Below are 14777 nucleotides of genomic sequence, written 5' to 3' on the forward strand. Positions count from 1 at the left end.
CGCTATCGGTCGGCGAGGAACGGTGTCGAGAGGTGCGTCAGCCGTGTCGTCGCGGCCGGCTCAGGCCGCCGGCGCGCCGGCCGCGGGGCATCGCGATCCCCCCAGGCTCATCTCGATGCGCTCGTCGACCGGACGCGACGGCACAGAGGAAGGGCCGCCCCGCGGGGTGTCCCTCCCCCGCGCGGCGGCCCTTACAGGGGGCCGCGCCTCATGGTTGGAGGGGTGTCCCTCCCCCGTGCGGCGGCCCTGCAGTCCCGGAGAACGGACCTCCGGGGATTCGCGGCACTCAGACGGTGCGCGCGAACGTCTCTCGCGGCTGGCGGCGGTAGCCGTCACGAGCGGTGACGACGATCGCACCGGCGACGGCGGCGACGGAAACGGTGCCGAGAAGCACGATGATGCTGATCACGATGGATCCTTTCGACGAAGACGGTGCGGGCTGGTCGAGCGACTTTGCGCCGTTGCACGTGTTCGACATGCACTATTCTTCCGCGTCGAAACATTCAGCACAAGCTCACGATCCTACAAGCACGATGTAGCATTACTACATGGATGTCCGACGGCTCGACCTGCTCCGCGAACTCGCCGAACGGGGCTCGGTGACCGCGGTCGCCGAGGCGACCGGGCGCACCCCGTCCGCGGTCTCGCAGCAGCTCAAGGTGCTCGAGCGCGAGGCCGGCATGCCGCTCACCGAGCGCAGCGGCCGCGGCGTCGTGCTGACGAGCGCGGGGCATGCGCTCGCCCGCAGCGCGACCGACGTCGCGATCGCCCTCGAACGCGCGACCTCCCTGTGGGACGAGTTCCGCAACGACCCGAGCGGCGAGGTCACGTTGATGACCTTCCCGACCATCGGCGCGGCGCTGCTTCCGGCCGTGCTGACCGAGCTCTCGCAGGTCGCGGGCCTCGTCGTGCAGGCCACCGACCTCGACCCCGAGCTCGCCGAGTTCGCCGACCTCACCGCCGACTACGACATCGTGCTCGCCCACACCATGCCGGGCGTGCTGCCGTGGGGCGGCCGCGGGCTCAGGGCGGTGCCGCTGCTCACCGAACCGCTCGACATCGGCCTGCCCGCCGACCACCGGCTCGCGGGCCGATCGCACCTCACCCCCGGCGACCTCGTCGACGAGACGTGGCTCGGGGTGCCGCCGGGCTTCCCCTTCGAGCGCATCCTCCACGCGATCGAGCAGCAGACGGGCCGCCGGGTCCAGGTGAGCCAGCGGTTCAGCGACATGCGCATCATCGAGGCGTTCATCGTGGCGGGCCTCGGCATCGCCTTCGTGCCGCGGTTCACGAGCGGCGCCGTCCCCGACTCGATCGTGCTGAAGCCGCTCCGCGGCGTGGCATCCTCGCGCCAGATCGTCGCCCTCGTGCGCCCCGACGTCGCCGAGCGCCTCGCCGTGCGCACCGTGCTCGACGTGCTGGTGTCGCAGTCGGCCCGGCTCGAGCGCGAGCACCTGGCCGACTAGTCGGCGAGCCTCATCCGTCACGCTCGAGGTCGTAGGAGAGCACGAGGCTGCCCGCCGCCGTCGTGTCGAACGCCGTGAGCACCAGGGGGCGCGGCGACTCGAGCTCGCCGAAGAGCCGCTTGCCCGAGCCGAGCAGGAGCGGGTGCACGAACAGCCGGAATCCGTCGACGAGGTCCGCCCGCAGGAGCGAGCGCACGAGGACCCCGCTGCCGAGGATCGCGAGGTCGCCCTCCCCGGTCCGCTTCAGGGCGCGCACGCCGTCGGTCGTGTCACCGGCCAGCGGTCGCGTGTTCGCCCAGTCGAACGTGGTGAGGCTGCGGCTGGCGACGTACTTCTCGGTGGCGTTCAGGTGGGCGGCCATGGGGTTCTCGTCGGGTACCGACGGCCAGAAGGCCGCCATCTTCTCGTAGGTCTTGCGGCCGAACAGGTAGGCCGTCGTGCGGCCGAGCCCCTCGGCGACGGTGGAGGCGTGGATCGCATCGGCGTATGGTGCTCCCCAACCGCCGTGCTCGAAGCCGCCCTCGCGGTCCTCGTCCGGCGATCCCAGTCCCTGCATGACTCCATCGACCGAGAGGAACTCGATCGCGATCAATCTGCGCATCAGGTTCTCCTTTCACACTCCATGCTGCGCCGCCCGGGCGGAGCAGTGCTTGAAGGAAATCGATCGGCGATGACGAACGACGCACGTCCCGAGGCATCCGCACCCGGCCCCGTCCTGGTGCGGCACCCCGTACGTCCCGAACTCGCCGGACTCGTGGCGGGCATCGTGGGCCATCACGAGCTCGTGGACCGCCCGATGGTCCGCCGGCAGGTCGCCGGGAGCCTGATCCCCCTCGTGCTCTCGTTCGGCACCCCGCTCGACGTGCTCGACCTCTCGGCCGGCGAGGGGCGCGGTCGCCGCACCTCGTTCGTCGCGGGCATCATGCCCGGCCATGCGACCACCTCGTTCGAGCACGAGCAGCACTGCCTGCAGATCTACCTCACTCCGCTCGGCGTCATGCGCCTGCTCGGCCTGCCGGGCCGCGAGCTCGCGGCGCGCGTCGTCGATCTCGCCGATGCGGTGCCCGCGTTCGACGAACGGTTCGTGGAACGGCTGCACGAGGCTCACAGCTGGCCGCGCCGCTTCGAACTGGTCGATCGGGTGCTGCTCGACCTGCTCGGGCACGGCCGCCCGGTCGAGCCCTTCGTGGGCTGGATGTGGCGGCAGATCGAGCGCTCGGGCGGGCGGGCCAGGATCGGCGAGCTGGTCGAGCAGACCGGGTGGAGCCACCGCCACGCGACCGCGCGCTTCACCGAGGAGGTCGGCATCCGGCCGAAGACGGCGGCGAGCGTCGTCCGTTTCGAGCGCGCCCTCGCCGAGCTGCGGGATCGCCCGGCCGCCGACGTCGCGGCCGCCGTCGGCTTCGCCGATCAGAGCCATCTCGTGCGAGAGTTCCGCAGGTTCGCGGGATGGTCGCCCACCGAGCTGCTCCGCACCGAGCCCACGACCGCCCAGGCCGCCATCGGCTGACGACGCGGCGACGAGCCGATCTGGAGATGGGATCCGACGAGCCGATCCATCGACGGGATTGGCGATCGGCCACCACCGGCGCGCGCAGCCCGCCGCCGCCGCGAGAGGGGGTCGCCAAAGACCCGCCCGCGCCGCGCCCGTCGCGGTAGGCTCCGGCACCATGGCCGATGACGCGATCCTCCTCGACGTGACCGACGGGCTCGCCCGCGTCACCCTCAACCGCCCCGCCCGCCTCAACGCGGTCGACCCCGACGCGATCACCCGCTGGCAGTCGATCGCGCACGAGGTCGCCGAGCGCGACGACATCGGCGCGGTGCTGCTGGATGCCTCGGGGCGGGCCTTCTGCGCGGGCGGTGACGTCGTGGCGATGTCGGAGCTCGCCGCCGCGGGCGGCGACGCCGCGACCGTGATCACGGAGCTCGCCGACCGCATCCACGACGGCCACCTGACCCTCCGCGAGAGCTCCAAGCCGATCGTCGCCGCGGTGCAGGGGCCCGTCGCGGGCGGCGGGCTCGGCTTCATGCTCGTCGCCGACTTCATCGTGGCGAGCGAACTGGCGACGTTCTCGAGCCGCTACAGCGACATCGGGCTGACGCCCGACTGCGGCGTGAGCACGCTCCTGCCCGAGGCGATCGGCCCGCGCCGCGCGCTCGAGCTCACCCTCACCCCGCGCACGATCACCGCGGCCGAGGCGCTCAACTGGGGCCTCGTCACCGAGGTCGTGCCGCACGAGGAGGTCGCCGCGCGCGCCCACGCGATCGCGCGTTCGTGGCTCGACGGCGCGACCGGCGCCTTCGGGCAGGCGAAGCGGCTGGTGCGCTCTGGGCTCTCGCGTTCGTTCGCCGAGGCGCTCGACGACGAGGCGCGCACGATCGGCGCGGCCTTCGCGACCCCCGAGGCGCAGGCCCGCATCGCGGCGTTCACGCGCCGCTGACCCGCGGCGCGGTTCCGTCGCCGTCCTCAACCCTGCCTCGCCGTCTGCGCGCTGCGGGAGGGGGTTGGCTGCGCCCGATCGACCGGAGCAGAATCGAGGCGGAGGCACAGATGCAGGATCCAGCTGACGAGTTCGCCGCGATCGCCGAGGAGGTCGCCGAACGCGCCCGAGCGGCGGGCCTCACGGTCGGCGTCGCGGAGTCGCTCACGAGCGGCGCGATCGCGAACTCCCTCGGCGCCGCGCCCGAGGCATCCGAGTGGTTTCGCGGCGGCGTGGTCGCCTACACCGAATCGGTGAAACGGCGGGTGCTCGGGGTCGAGGCCGAGCTCGTGGTCTCCGCGCAGTGCGCGAGCGAGCTCGCGACGGGCGTCGCCCGCCTGCTCGACGCCGACGCGGCCGTGGCCGTCACCGGCGTCGGCGGGCCCGATTCGGCCGACGGCGAGCCGCCCGGCACCGTCTTCGCCGCGGTCGCCGTGCGGGGCGAGGTGCACGGCGCGCGCTTCGCGTTCGACGGCGACCCCGCCCACGTCGTCCACCAGACGGTGGGGGCTGCACTCGAACTGCTGCGCGCCGCGCTGCCGCCCGCTGCCTCCTCCCAGCCGGGACCGCCGGGCTAGTCGTGCTGCGGGAACCCCAGGTTCAGCCCGCCGTGGCTCGGGTCGAGCCAGCGCGAGGTGATCGCCTTCTCCTGCGTGAAGAAGTCGAAGCCCCGGGCGCCGTAGGCCTTCGCGTTGCCGAACAGCGACGCCTTCCAGCCGCCGAACGAGTGGTAGGCGACCGGTACCGGGATGGGCACGTTGATACCGACCATGCCGACCGTGACCTCGCGCTGGAACCGCCGCGCGGCGCCCCCGTCGTTCGTGAAGATCGCCGTGCCGTTGCCGTAGGGCGAGTTGTTGATGATCTCGAGCCCGTCCTCGTACCCGTCGACGCGCACCACCGAGAGCACCGGCCCGAAGATCTCGTCGCGGTACACGGCCGACGAGGTCGGCACGCGGTCGACGAGGGTCGGCCCGAGCCAGAACCCGGCCGAGTCGCCGTCGACGACCGGGTCGCGGCCGTCGACCACGAGGCTCGCCCCGTCGGCCGAGGCCACCTCGAGGTACCCCGCGACCTTGTCACGGTGCTCGCGGGTGATCAGCGGGCCCATGTCGCAGCCGCGCGTGCCGTCGCCGGTCGTCAGGCGCGACATCCGCTCGGCCACCTTGGCGACGAACTCGTCGGCGATCGAGTCGACCGCGAGCACCGCCGAGATCGCCATGCAGCGCTCGCCCGCCGAGCCGAAGCCCGCGTTGACGGCGGCGTCGGCCGCGAGGTCGAGGTCGGCGTCGGGCAGCACGAGCATGTGGTTCTTCGCACCGCCGAGCGCCTGCACCCGCTTGCCGTTGGCGGTGGCGGTCGAGTAGATGTACTGCGCGATGGGCGTGGAGCCGACGAACGAGATCGCCCGCACGGTCGGGTGGTGCAGCAGCGCGTCGACGGCGACCTTGTCGCCGTGCACGACGTTGAGCACGCCGTCGGGCAGGCCGGCCTCCTGCATGAGTCTCGCGAGCCAGACCGCGGCCGACGGATCCTTCTCGGACGGCTTCAGCACGACCGTGTTGCCCGTCGCGATCGCGAGCGGGAAGAACCACAGCGGCACCATCGCCGGGAAGTTGAACGGCGAGATGATGCCGACGACGCCCACCGGCTGGCGCAGCGTGTAGACGTCGATGCCGGTCGACACGTTCTCGCTGTACTCGCCCTTGGTGTAGCCGGGCATGGCGCAGGCGAGCTCGACGACCTCGATGCCGCGCGCGATCTCGCCCGCGGCGTCGCCGAGCACCTTGCCGTGCTCGCTCGTGAGGATCGCGGCGAGCTCGTCGGTGCGCCCGGCGAGCAGCTCGCGGAACTTGAACATCACCTGCTGCCGCCTCGCGATCGAGGTGTCTCGCCACGCAGGGAACGCGCGCGCCGCGGCCTCGACCGCCGCGTCGACGTCGTCGGTCGAGGCGAAGTGCACCCGCTTCTGCTCGACGCCGAGCGCGGGGTTGTAGACGGGGCCGCTGCGGGCGGGGTCGCCGGCGACGGATGTCCCGTCGATCCAGTGCTCGATGAAGTCGGTCATGATCTCCTCTTTCCTCGTCGGAAGTTCAGTCGCCGGATGCGACGGTCGCCAGCACGTCGTCGTAGATCGGCATTGCCTCGGCGACCTCCTCGGCCGTCACCACGCACGGCGGCACCACGTGGATGCGGTTGTCCTGGATGAACGGCAGCAGCCCGCGTTCGACGAGCGCGGACTTGATGCGGCCCATCGCCGCGGCCGGCAGCGGCTCCCGGGTCTTGCGGTCGGCGACGAGCTCGATCGCCCAGAAGACCCCCTCGCCGCGCACCTCCCCGATGACGGGGTGCCGCTCGGCGAGCTCCTCGAGGGCGGGCCCGATCGACTCGGCGCCGATCTCGCGCGCATGCTCGACGATGCCCTCGGCGGCCATGGCGTCGATCGTGGCGACGATCGAGGCCATCGCGAGCGGGTGCCCCGAGTAGGTCAGCCCGCCCGGGAAGACCCGCTCGTCGAAGGTCGCCGCGATCTCGTCGGAGATGACCACGCCGCCCGCGGGCACGTAGCCCGAGTTCACCCCCTTCGCGAAGGTGATGAGGTCGGGCCGCACGTCGTAGCCGTCGAAGGCGAACCAGCGCCCGGTGCGCCCGAAGCCGGCCATCACCTCGTCGAGGATCAGCAGGATGCCGTGCTTGTCGCAGAGCGCGCGCATGCCGGCGAGGTAACCCGGCGGCGGCACCAGGATGCCGGCCGTGCCGGGGATCGTCTCGAGGAGGACCGCGGCGATCGAGGCCGGCCCCTCCGACTCGATCACCCGCGAGAGGTGGCGCAGCGCCCGCTCCGACTCCTCCTCGGGGGTGGCGGCCCAGAACTCCGAGCGGTAGAGGTAGGGGCCGAAGAAGTGCACGTGCCCGCGGGCGAACTCGTTGGGCACGCGACGCCAGTCGCCCGTCGCGACGATCGCCGCCCCCGTGTTGCCGTGGTACGAGCGGTACGTCGAGAGCACCTTGTCGCGCCCCGTGTGCAGGCGCGCCATCCGCACGGCGTTCTCGTTGGCATCCGCGCCGCCGTTCGTGAAGAACACCTTCTCGAAGCCGGCGGGGGCGCGCGCGACGATGCGCTTCGCCGCCTCGCCGCGGGCGAGGTTGACCGTCGACGGGGCGATCGTCGTGAGCAGCTCGGCCTGCTCGCGGATCGCGGCGACGACCGAGGGGTGCTGGTGGCCGATGTTGACGTTCACGAGCTGGCTCGAGAAGTCGAGGTACTCGCGGCCGCCGTGGTCCCAGACGCGCGCGCCGCGCCCGCTCGCGACGACGAGCCCCGACGGGTTCGCCTGCGCCGACCAGGAGTGGAAGACGTGCGCACGATCGAGCTGCCGCGCGATGTCGTCGAGGTCTTCGAGGTTCTCGCTCATGGGCTTCACTGCCTTTCGCTGGGAGTTCCGGGATGCTGCGCCGCCGTCGGCCGGCGGCGCAGCATCCGCATTGCTAGTTGCCGCCCTCTTCGAGGGTGACGTCGATGGGCGACCAGTCGGCACCCGTGAGGTCGAGGTCCTCGCCCTCGAGCTCCGCGAGCGCCTTCTCGATCCACTCGTTCGTCCAGGCCGACGCGGGCGGCGCCTCGGTGATGAGGTGGTCGCCAGCCTCGTTCACCGCGGCGAGCGCGCCGGCGACCGTCTTGTCCCAGGCGGCCTCGTCGATCATGCCGATGCCGTCGTCGGAGGGCCAGATGAGCTTGTTGGTCTCGTTCACCATCCAGAGCTCGTGGCTCGGGCCCCAGCCCGACCCGGCGGCGATCGTGATGTCGGCCGCATCTTCGGGGTTGGCCGCGGCGAACGCCCAGCCCTTGATGACGGCCTTCAGGAACTTGACCGTCGTCTCCTGGTAGTCGGTGTCGCTCTCGAGGCGTTCGGTGTCGGCCCAGATCGCGTCCTGCAGCATGGCCCCCTCGGTGTCCTCGTACGAGATAACGTTGAAGTCCTCGGGCTGGTAGAGCTCGCCGGTGTCGGGGTTCGGCGTCTCGAGCAGCTGCGCGTACTCGTTGTACGTCATCGCCTGCGCCGCGTCGATGTCGCCCTGCAGGAACGCGTTCATGTTGAAGTCCTGCGTGATGATCTCGACGGTGGTCGAGTCGAGGCCCTCCGCCGCCATCGCCGCGAAGATCTCCCACTCGTTGCCGAAGCCCCACGAGCCGATCTTCTTGCCCTCGAAGTCGGCGACCTCCTCGATGCCCGAGTCGGCCCACGAGACCTGCAGGGTGCCCGAGCGCTGGAAGATCTGGGCGATGTCGGTGAGGTTCGCGCCCTGTTCGATCGAGCCGAGCACCTTCGGCACCCACGCGATCGCGTAGTCGACGTCGCCGTTGGCGAGCGCGTCCTGCGGCACGATGTCGCCGCCCGAGGGGATGATCTCGACGTCCAGGCCCTCCTCCTCGAAGAAGCCCTGGTCGGCGGCGGCGAAGTAGCCGGCGAACTGCCCCTGCGGGAGCCACTGGAGCTGGAGCTTCACCGGGGTGAGCTCGCCGTCGGCGGAGTCGCCCGAGCTGTCGCCCGAGTCGCCGGACGAGCAGGCGGCGAGGATGAGCGCCGCCGTGACGGCGAACGCTCCGGCCGCGAGTCCGCGGCGTGTGCTGTGCTTCATGTCAGTCCTTCCCTGTTCTCAGTGCGAAACGGTGGTGCTGGTCGTGCTGACGGTGCTGGTACTGGTGGTGCGGGTTCCTGGGGTGCGGTCGGCGGGCCTGCGTCCGCGCAGCACGAGCCGCTCGAGCGCGAGCGTCGCGAGGTAGAAGAGCAGGCCCAGTGCGATGGATGCCACGACGTACGCCCAGGCGCGGGCGTACGCGCTCGACGCGGCCGAGGTCGAGATCAGGCTGCCGAGGCCGCCGCGCGGTCCGCCGAAGTACTCGGCGACGAGCGCGGAGATCACGGCGAGCGAGGAGGCGATGCGGATGCCGGTGAGGATGAAGGGTCGTGCGGTCGGCAGGGTCAGCGAGCGCAGCACCTGCGCGGGCGTCGCCGCATAGGCGCGCATGAGCTCGCGGTGCACGGGGGTCGTCTGCCGGAATCCGCGCAGCGTGTTGAGGAACACGGGCACGAATGAGGCGATCGCGGCGATCGCCTGCCGGCCGAACTGGCTGTCGGCGCCGAACATCGAGTTCAGCACGGGCGCCAGGGCGACGATCGGCACCACGGCGAGCGCGGCGATGACGGGGGCGCTCATCCGGTCGACGGCGCGCCACCTCGCGGCGAGCGCGGCGAGCGCGATGCCGAGCACCGAGCCGACGACGAGTCCGATGAGCGCGTTCGTGCCGGTGATGATGGTGGCCTGCACGATCGAGTCCCACGAGGCGATGAGGGCCTCGACGATCGACGCCGGGCTCGGCAGCAGGTAGTCCGAGACGCCGACGACGCTGACGAGGAACTGCCAGATGCCGAGCACGATCAGCCCCACCGCCACCGGTGCGACGATGCGCAGGGTCGTCTCGGTCCGCGGGCTCATCAGCGCGTCTCCACTCCGCGGGCGCCCGTGGCCACGGGGGCGCCGTGCAGCGCCTCGCGTACGGCGGTGACCATCTCGAAGAAGGAGCGGTCCTCGCGGAGGCCCTCGGTGCGGGCGGTCCTCGTGGCGACGGGTGCGCCGGCACCGGGAGCAGCACCAGCTCCCTCGGCCGCTCGGGCGCCTGCGCCCGCGCCGCCGAGCCGCATCGGCACGATCTCGCGGATGCGCCCGGGGCGCGGCGACATCACGACCACCCGGTCGGAGAGGAACACCGCCTCGGGGATCGAGTGGGTGACGAAGACCACGGCCGCCCCCGTCTCGCCCGCGATGCGCACGAGATCGGCCTGCATCTTCTCGCGCGTCATCTCGTCGAGCGCGCCGAACGGCTCGTCCATGAGCAGCAGCCGGGGCTGCTCGGCGAGCGAGCGGGCGATCGCGACGCGCTGCTGCATGCCGCCCGAGAGCTGGTCGGGGTAGCGCTCGGCGAACTCCGCGAGGCCGACCATGTCGAGCAGCTCGTCGACCTTCGCCCGCCTCGCGGCCTGGGCGACGCCGTGCAACTCGAGCGGCAGCGCGATGTTCGCGGCGACGGTGCGCCAGGGCAGCAGGCCCGCCTGCTGGAACGCGATGCCGTACTCCTGGTCGAGCCGCGCCTGCGTCGGCGTCTTGCCGAAGACGGCGATGCTGCCCGCCGTCGGCCCGTCGAGATCGGCGATGAGCCGCATCAGGGTCGACTTGCCGCAGCCGCTCGGGCCGATGAGCGAGACGAACTCGCCGGCCGCGATCGTGAGGTCGATGCCCTCGAGCGCGTGCACCCGGCCGCCCTGCGTCTCGAACACCTTGTCGACGCCGCTCACCTGCACTGCGGTAGCGGGTGCGGCGGTCGCGCCGGGGGCGGCAGTCGTCTCGGGAGCGCTCATGCGGCTTCCTCCGTTCGTCGGTAGTTCTTCAGGATCACGCCGAGCAGCGCCACCGAGCCGGCGGCCACGAGGCCGAGCACCACGGCGCCGAAGATCGGGCCCCAGGCCTTGGCCGGGTCGCCCGACGCCTGCCCGGCGAATTGGATGAGGAGTCGCCCGATCCCGCCCTGCAGGCCGGTCGACACCTCGGCGACGACCGCGCCGATGACGGCGTTGGCCGCGCCGAGCCGCAGTGCGGGCAGCAGGTACGGAACCGCGGCGGGGAAGCGCAGCTTCACGAGCGTCGCCCAGTAGCCCGCGGCATAGCTCTGCATGAGCTCCTCGTGGATGCGGTCGGGCGACTGGAGCCCCTTCAGCGCGCCGATCGCGATCGGGAAGAACGCGAGGTAGCTCGCGATCAGCGCGACCGACATCCAGTCCTGCCACTCGAAGGCGCCGATCTCGACCCGCGAGCCCCAGCTCTTCACGATCGGGGCGAACGCGATGAGCGGCACGGTCTGGCTGAGCACGATCCACGGCAGCAGGCCCCACTCGGCGATCCGCCAGCGCTGCATCACGAGGGCGAGGCCGACGCCCACGACCACGCCGACGAGCCAGCCGGCGGCCGCGATGCCGAGCGTGGTGAGCGCGCCGAGCAGGATCACGACCCAGAGCGCCTGCGCCGAGGGCGAGCGGGTCACCGGTTCGGCGAGCCGGGCGAACATGTCCCACACGTGGGGCATCGCGAGGTCGGTGGTGCGCGGCAGCACCCGCGTCTCGCCGATGAGCACGCCGTCGGCAGGAGCGAGCAGCTTGTAGCCCTCCCACAGCGCGACGAGCAGCAGTACGCCGGCCACGCCCCATCCGACGACGGCCGCTCGGCGCGCTGCGGTGCTCATGCCTTCGCCGTGATGTGCTCGGTGAGCGCCGGGATCACGGTCTCGCCGTAGACCCGCAGCGTCTCCTCCTTGTTGTCGTGCTGGAGGTAGCCGGCGAACTGGTCGACGCCGAGGTCGGCGAGCTGCTTCAGCTTCTGGATGTGCTGGTCGGCCGAGCCGAGCACGCAGAATCGCTCGACGATCTCGTCGGGCACGAAGTCGACGTGGTCGTTGTCGGCCTTGCCGTGGGTGTTGTAGTCGTAGCCCTCGCGACCGCGGATGTAGTCGGTCAGCGCATCGGGAACCGTGCCGTGCGCGCCGTACTTCGCGACGATGTCGGCGACGTGGTTGCCGACCATGCCGCCGAACCAGCGCGACTGGTCGCGCATGTGCGCCCAGTCGTCGCCGATGTACATGGGCGCGGCGACGCAGAACTTGATCGACATGGGGTCTCGACCGGCGGCCTCGGCGGCGTCGCGCACGGTCCTGATCATCCACGCGGCGATGTCGACGTCGGCGAGCTGCAGGATGAAGCCGTCGCCGACCTCGCCGGTGAGCTTCAGCGCCATCGGGCCGTAGGCGGCGACCCAGATGTCGAGCTCCGATCCCTTCGACCACGGGAACTGCAGCTGCGAGCCCTTGTACTCGACGCTGCGCGAGTTCGCGAGCTCGCGGATCACGTGGATCGACTCCCGGAGCTCGGCGATCGTGGTGGGCTTGCCGTTCGTGACGCGCACGGCCGAGTCGCCGCGGCCGATGCCGCAGATCGTGCGGTTGCCGTACATCTCGTTGAGGGTCGCGAAGATCGACGCCGTGACCGTCCAGTCGCGGGTGGCCGGGTTCGTGACGAAGGGGCCGACCTTGATGCGGTGGGTCTCGGCGAGGATCTTGCTGTAGATCACGTACGGCTCCTGCCAGAGCAGGTGCGAGTCGAACGTCCACGCGGTGCTGAAGCCGTACTGCTCGGCGAGCTTGGCGAGGTGCACGGTGCGCGAGGCGGGCGGGTTGGTCTGGAGGACGACGCCGAAGTCCATGTCGTTCCCTTCTGTCGATCGTGGGGGCTCGGTCGGTCGGGATGCTCAGATGAGGTACTGGCTGAGGCCCCGCTTGAGGTACTTCCCGTCGCCCTTGGTGCCGAGGTACTGGTCGCCCTCGACGATGACCTTGCCGCGCGAGAGCACGGTGTCGACGCGGCCGTCGATCTCGTAGCCCTCCCAGGCGGAGTGGTCCATGTTCATGTGGTGCTTGCGCCCCTCGCCGTAGCCGATCGAGGTGTGCCCGTTCGGGTCGTAGACGACGATGTCGGCGTCGGCGCCGGGCTGGATGACGCCCTTGCGGCCGTAGAGCCCGAACATGCGCGCCGGCGTCGTCGACGTCAGCTCCACCCAGCGCTCGAGGGTGATCTCGCCGGTGACGACGCCCTGGTACATGAGGTCCATGCGGTGCTCGATCGAGCCGATGCCGTTGGGGATCTTCCGGAAGTCGCCGAGCCCGAGCTCCTTCTGGTCCTTCATGCAGAAGGGGCAGTGGTCGGTCGAGACCATCTGCAGGTCGTTCGTGCGCAGCGCCTGCCACATCGAGTGCTGGTGGCCCTCCGCCCGCGAGCGCAGCGGCGTCGAACACACCCACTTGGCGCCTTCGAAGGCGCCCCATTCATCGCTGGATGCCCCGAGCTGATCTTCGAGGGAGAGGTAGAGGTACTGCGGGCAGGTCTCGCCGAATACGTTCTGCCCCTTGTCGCGCGCCCAGGCGAGCTGCTCGACGGCCTGCTTCGCCGACACGTGCACGACGTAGAGCGGAGCGCCGGTGAGCTTCGCGAGCATGATCGCGCGGTGCGTCGCCTCCTCCTCCATCTCCCAGGCGCGGGCGATGCCGTGGTAGTACGGGTCGGTGTTGCCGGCGTCGACGAGCTGCTGGGCGAGCACGTCGATGGCGGGGCCGTTCTCGGCGTGCATCATCGTGAGCATGCCGGTCTCGCGCGAGACCTGCATCGACTTGAGGATCTGCGCGTCGTCGGAGTAGAACACGCCCGGGTAGGCCATGAAGAGCTTGAAGCTCGTGATGCCCTCGTCGGGCAGCCGCTTCATCGCGGCGAGCGAGTCGTCGTTGACGTCGCCCACGATCTGGTGGAACCCGTAGTCGATCGCGCAGTTGCCCGAGGCCTTCTCGTGCCAGGCGGCCAGGCCGTCCTCGATGCGCTGGCCGTAGGTCTGCACCGCGAAGTCGATGATCGACGTCGTGCCGCCGTGCGCGGCGGCTCGGGTGCCGGTCTCGAAGGTGTCGGAGGCCTCGGTGCCGCCGAACGGCAGCTGCATGTGGGTGTGGGCGTCGATGCCGCCGGGGATCACGTACTTGCCGGTGGCGTCGATGACGCGGTCGACGCTCGCCGAGACATCCGTGCCGAGCAGTTCGCTGCCGGATTCGATGACGGCGACGATGCGCTCGCCGTCGATGAGCACGTCGGCCGCGGCGCGGCCGGTGGCGCTCACGACGGTGCCGCCGCTGATGAGGGTGGTGGTCATGGTCTCGATACGCTCCTTCGTCGCTACTCGATCGGCAGGGTCACGGCTTCGCGATCTTCGCGTAGGAGTCGGGCCGGCGGTCGCGGTAGAACTGCCAGTCGTCGCGCATCTGCTGCACCATGTCGAGGTCGAGGTCGCGCACGAGCAGCTCCTCGTGCTCGCTCGAGCCGCGGTCGCCGACGAAGTTGCCGCGCGGGTCGATGACCTGGCTCGTGCCGTAGAAGTCGACGGCGAGGTCGCCGTACTCGTTGTCCTCACGGCCGACCCGGTTGGGCTGCAGCACGAAGTAGCCGTTCGCGACGGCGGCGCACGGCCCCTCGACCTCCCACAGGCGGTTCGAGAGCCCGGGCTTGGTGGCGTTCGGGTTGAAGACCAAGTGCGCATCGTTCAGGCCGAGCTCGCGCCATCCCTCGGGGAAGTGCCGGTCGTAGCAGATGTACATTCCCACTCGGCCGACCGCGGTCTCGAAGACGGGGTAGCCGAGGTTGCCGGGGCGGAAGTAGAACTTCTCCCAGAACCGGTCGAGGTGCGGCAGGTGGTGCTTGCGGTACTTGCCGAGGATGGTGCCGTCGGCGTCGACGAGCACCGAGGTGTTGTAGTAGACGCCCGTCTCGGCCTCTTCATAGATCGGCAGCACCATGACGGTGCCGAGCTCCTTCGCGACCTCGGCGAAGCGCTGCACGATGGGCCCCTCGGCCGATTCGGCGAAGCGGTAGTACTTCTGGTCCTGCGTGATGCCGAAGTACGGGCCGTAGAACAGCTCCTGGAAGCAGACGACCTCGGCGCCCTGCGCCTTCGCATCGCGGGCGAACTGCTCGTGCTTGTCGAGCATCGAGGACTTGTCGCCGGTCCAGGTGGTCTGCGTGATGGCCGCTCTGACGATCGTCATGAATGTCTCCTGAGTCGGGCGGCGCCATTGCCGTGCACTCGAGGATCGCCTGGCGTGGTGCTCGTGTCAGGTGATCATCGGCTGCTGCTGCGACGCCGAGATGTACCGATTGAACTGCCGGTGGAACTGCCGAACGGTGTG

The 14777-nt window shown here is 70.7% G+C and carries 15 protein-coding genes; 4 read left to right on the plus strand and 11 right to left on the minus strand.

Annotated features, from left to right (window positions below):
• Window positions 1-286: 286 nt before the first annotated feature.
• Window positions 287-409 (minus strand): hypothetical protein, encoded by a 123-nt coding sequence (locus tag ACFVTH_RS05825; RefSeq protein ID WP_281349888.1) that lies wholly within the window; start codon window positions 407-409, stop codon window positions 287-289.
• A 139-nt stretch (window positions 410-548) separates the two neighbouring features.
• Here ACFVTH_RS05825 and ACFVTH_RS05830 point away from each other — a divergent pair, with 139 nt between their 5' ends.
• A complete protein-coding gene (locus tag ACFVTH_RS05830; RefSeq protein ID WP_387087631.1) occupies window positions 549-1466 on the plus strand; it encodes a LysR family transcriptional regulator in 918 nt (305 codons plus the stop codon).
• 10 nt (window positions 1467-1476) lie between these two features.
• Here the strand turns inward: ACFVTH_RS05830 and ACFVTH_RS05835 are convergent, their stop codons facing one another.
• Window positions 1477-2067: a dihydrofolate reductase family protein gene (locus tag ACFVTH_RS05835; protein WP_387087634.1), complete on the minus strand. Its 591-nt coding sequence runs from the start codon at window positions 2065-2067 to the stop codon at window positions 1477-1479.
• 69 nt (window positions 2068-2136) lie between these two features.
• Here ACFVTH_RS05835 and ACFVTH_RS05840 point away from each other — a divergent pair, with 69 nt between their 5' ends.
• From ACFVTH_RS05840 to ACFVTH_RS05850, 3 genes are all read left to right on the plus strand, one after another.
• Complete coding sequence (locus ACFVTH_RS05840) at window positions 2137-2976, plus strand: helix-turn-helix domain-containing protein (RefSeq protein ID WP_387087637.1); 840 nt, start codon at window positions 2137-2139, stop codon at window positions 2974-2976.
• A 160-nt stretch (window positions 2977-3136) separates the two neighbouring features.
• Window positions 3137-3910: an enoyl-CoA hydratase/isomerase family protein gene (locus ACFVTH_RS05845; RefSeq protein WP_387087640.1), complete on the plus strand. Its 774-nt coding sequence runs from the start codon at window positions 3137-3139 to the stop codon at window positions 3908-3910.
• Between the two features lie 110 nt (window positions 3911-4020).
• Window positions 4021-4527, plus strand: a complete 507-nt coding sequence (locus ACFVTH_RS05850; RefSeq protein ID WP_387087642.1) for a CinA family protein — start codon at window positions 4021-4023, stop codon at window positions 4525-4527.
• Here the strand turns inward: ACFVTH_RS05850 and ACFVTH_RS05855 are convergent.
• The 9 genes from ACFVTH_RS05855 to ACFVTH_RS05895 all read right to left on the minus strand — a co-directional run bounded on the left by ACFVTH_RS05855 (window position 4524) and on the right by ACFVTH_RS05895 (window position 14636).
• Window positions 4524-6017 (minus strand): CoA-acylating methylmalonate-semialdehyde dehydrogenase, encoded by a 1494-nt coding sequence (locus tag ACFVTH_RS05855; RefSeq protein ID WP_387087644.1) that lies wholly within the window; start codon window positions 6015-6017, stop codon window positions 4524-4526. The genes ACFVTH_RS05850 and ACFVTH_RS05855 overlap by 4 nt on opposite strands.
• Before the next feature lie 25 nt (window positions 6018-6042).
• Window positions 6043-7365: an aspartate aminotransferase family protein gene (locus ACFVTH_RS05860; protein WP_387087647.1), complete on the minus strand. Its 1323-nt coding sequence runs from the start codon at window positions 7363-7365 to the stop codon at window positions 6043-6045.
• Window positions 7366-7438: 73 nt separating this feature from the next.
• The gene (locus ACFVTH_RS05865) at window positions 7439-8590 is read right to left on the minus strand and encodes an ABC transporter substrate-binding protein (protein ID WP_387087650.1); all 1152 of its coding nucleotides are present in this window, start codon (window positions 8588-8590) and stop codon (window positions 7439-7441) included.
• An 18-nt stretch (window positions 8591-8608) separates the two neighbouring features.
• Window positions 8609-9448, minus strand: coding sequence for an ABC transporter permease (locus ACFVTH_RS05870; RefSeq protein ID WP_387087652.1), 840 nt, complete (start codon window positions 9446-9448; stop codon window positions 8609-8611).
• Window positions 9448-10368, minus strand: a complete 921-nt coding sequence (locus ACFVTH_RS05875) for an ABC transporter ATP-binding protein (RefSeq protein ID WP_387087655.1) — start codon at window positions 10366-10368, stop codon at window positions 9448-9450. The genes ACFVTH_RS05870 and ACFVTH_RS05875 overlap by 1 nt, the downstream gene beginning before the upstream one ends.
• On the minus strand, window positions 10365-11246 hold the full coding sequence (locus tag ACFVTH_RS05880; protein WP_387087657.1) for an ABC transporter permease: 882 nt from the start codon (window positions 11244-11246) through the stop codon (window positions 10365-10367). The genes ACFVTH_RS05875 and ACFVTH_RS05880 overlap by 4 nt, the downstream gene beginning before the upstream one ends.
• Window positions 11243-12259: a TIGR03842 family LLM class F420-dependent oxidoreductase gene (locus ACFVTH_RS05885; protein ID WP_387087660.1), complete on the minus strand. Its 1017-nt coding sequence runs from the start codon at window positions 12257-12259 to the stop codon at window positions 11243-11245. The genes ACFVTH_RS05880 and ACFVTH_RS05885 overlap by 4 nt, the downstream gene beginning before the upstream one ends.
• Before the next feature lie 45 nt (window positions 12260-12304).
• Window positions 12305-13747: a dihydropyrimidinase gene (hydA, locus tag ACFVTH_RS05890; protein WP_387087663.1), complete on the minus strand. Its 1443-nt coding sequence runs from the start codon at window positions 13745-13747 to the stop codon at window positions 12305-12307.
• A 40-nt stretch (window positions 13748-13787) separates the two neighbouring features.
• Window positions 13788-14636, minus strand: a complete 849-nt coding sequence (locus ACFVTH_RS05895; RefSeq protein ID WP_387087666.1) for a nitrilase-related carbon-nitrogen hydrolase — start codon at window positions 14634-14636, stop codon at window positions 13788-13790.
• Between the last annotated feature and the right edge of the window lie 141 nt (window positions 14637-14777).

It is taken from the genome of Agromyces sp. NPDC058104 (assembly GCF_042884835.1).
Classification (GTDB): domain Bacteria; phylum Actinomycetota; class Actinomycetes; order Actinomycetales; family Microbacteriaceae; genus Agromyces.

Coding starts and splice junctions, on each gene's coding strand:
- ACFVTH_RS05860 (WP_387087647.1), bottom strand. CDS start 7,365: ATGAGCGAGAACCTCGAAGACCTCGACGACATCGCGCGGCAGCTCGAT.
- ACFVTH_RS05875 (WP_387087655.1), bottom strand. CDS start 10,368: ATGAGCGCTCCCGAGACGACTGCCGCCCCCGGCGCGACCGCCGCACCC.
- ACFVTH_RS05880 (WP_387087657.1), bottom strand. CDS start 11,246: ATGAGCACCGCAGCGCGCCGAGCGGCCGTCGTCGGATGGGGCGTGGCC.
- ACFVTH_RS05855 (WP_387087644.1), bottom strand. CDS start 6,017: ATGACCGACTTCATCGAGCACTGGATCGACGGGACATCCGTCGCCGGC.
- hydA (WP_387087663.1), bottom strand. CDS start 13,747: ATGACCACCACCCTCATCAGCGGCGGCACCGTCGTGAGCGCCACCGGC.
- ACFVTH_RS05830 (WP_387087631.1), top strand. CDS start 549: ATGGATGTCCGACGGCTCGACCTGCTCCGCGAACTCGCCGAACGGGGC.
- ACFVTH_RS05895 (WP_387087666.1), bottom strand. CDS start 14,636: ATGACGATCGTCAGAGCGGCCATCACGCAGACCACCTGGACCGGCGAC.
- ACFVTH_RS05840 (WP_387087637.1), top strand. CDS start 2,137: ATGACGAACGACGCACGTCCCGAGGCATCCGCACCCGGCCCCGTCCTG.
- ACFVTH_RS05870 (WP_387087652.1), bottom strand. CDS start 9,448: ATGAGCCCGCGGACCGAGACGACCCTGCGCATCGTCGCACCGGTGGCG.
- ACFVTH_RS05845 (WP_387087640.1), top strand. CDS start 3,137: ATGGCCGATGACGCGATCCTCCTCGACGTGACCGACGGGCTCGCCCGC.
- ACFVTH_RS05835 (WP_387087634.1), bottom strand. CDS start 2,067: ATGCGCAGATTGATCGCGATCGAGTTCCTCTCGGTCGATGGAGTCATG.
- ACFVTH_RS05885 (WP_387087660.1), bottom strand. CDS start 12,259: ATGGACTTCGGCGTCGTCCTCCAGACCAACCCGCCCGCCTCGCGCACC.
- ACFVTH_RS05865 (WP_387087650.1), bottom strand. CDS start 8,590: ATGAAGCACAGCACACGCCGCGGACTCGCGGCCGGAGCGTTCGCCGTC.
- ACFVTH_RS05850 (WP_387087642.1), top strand. CDS start 4,021: ATGCAGGATCCAGCTGACGAGTTCGCCGCGATCGCCGAGGAGGTCGCC.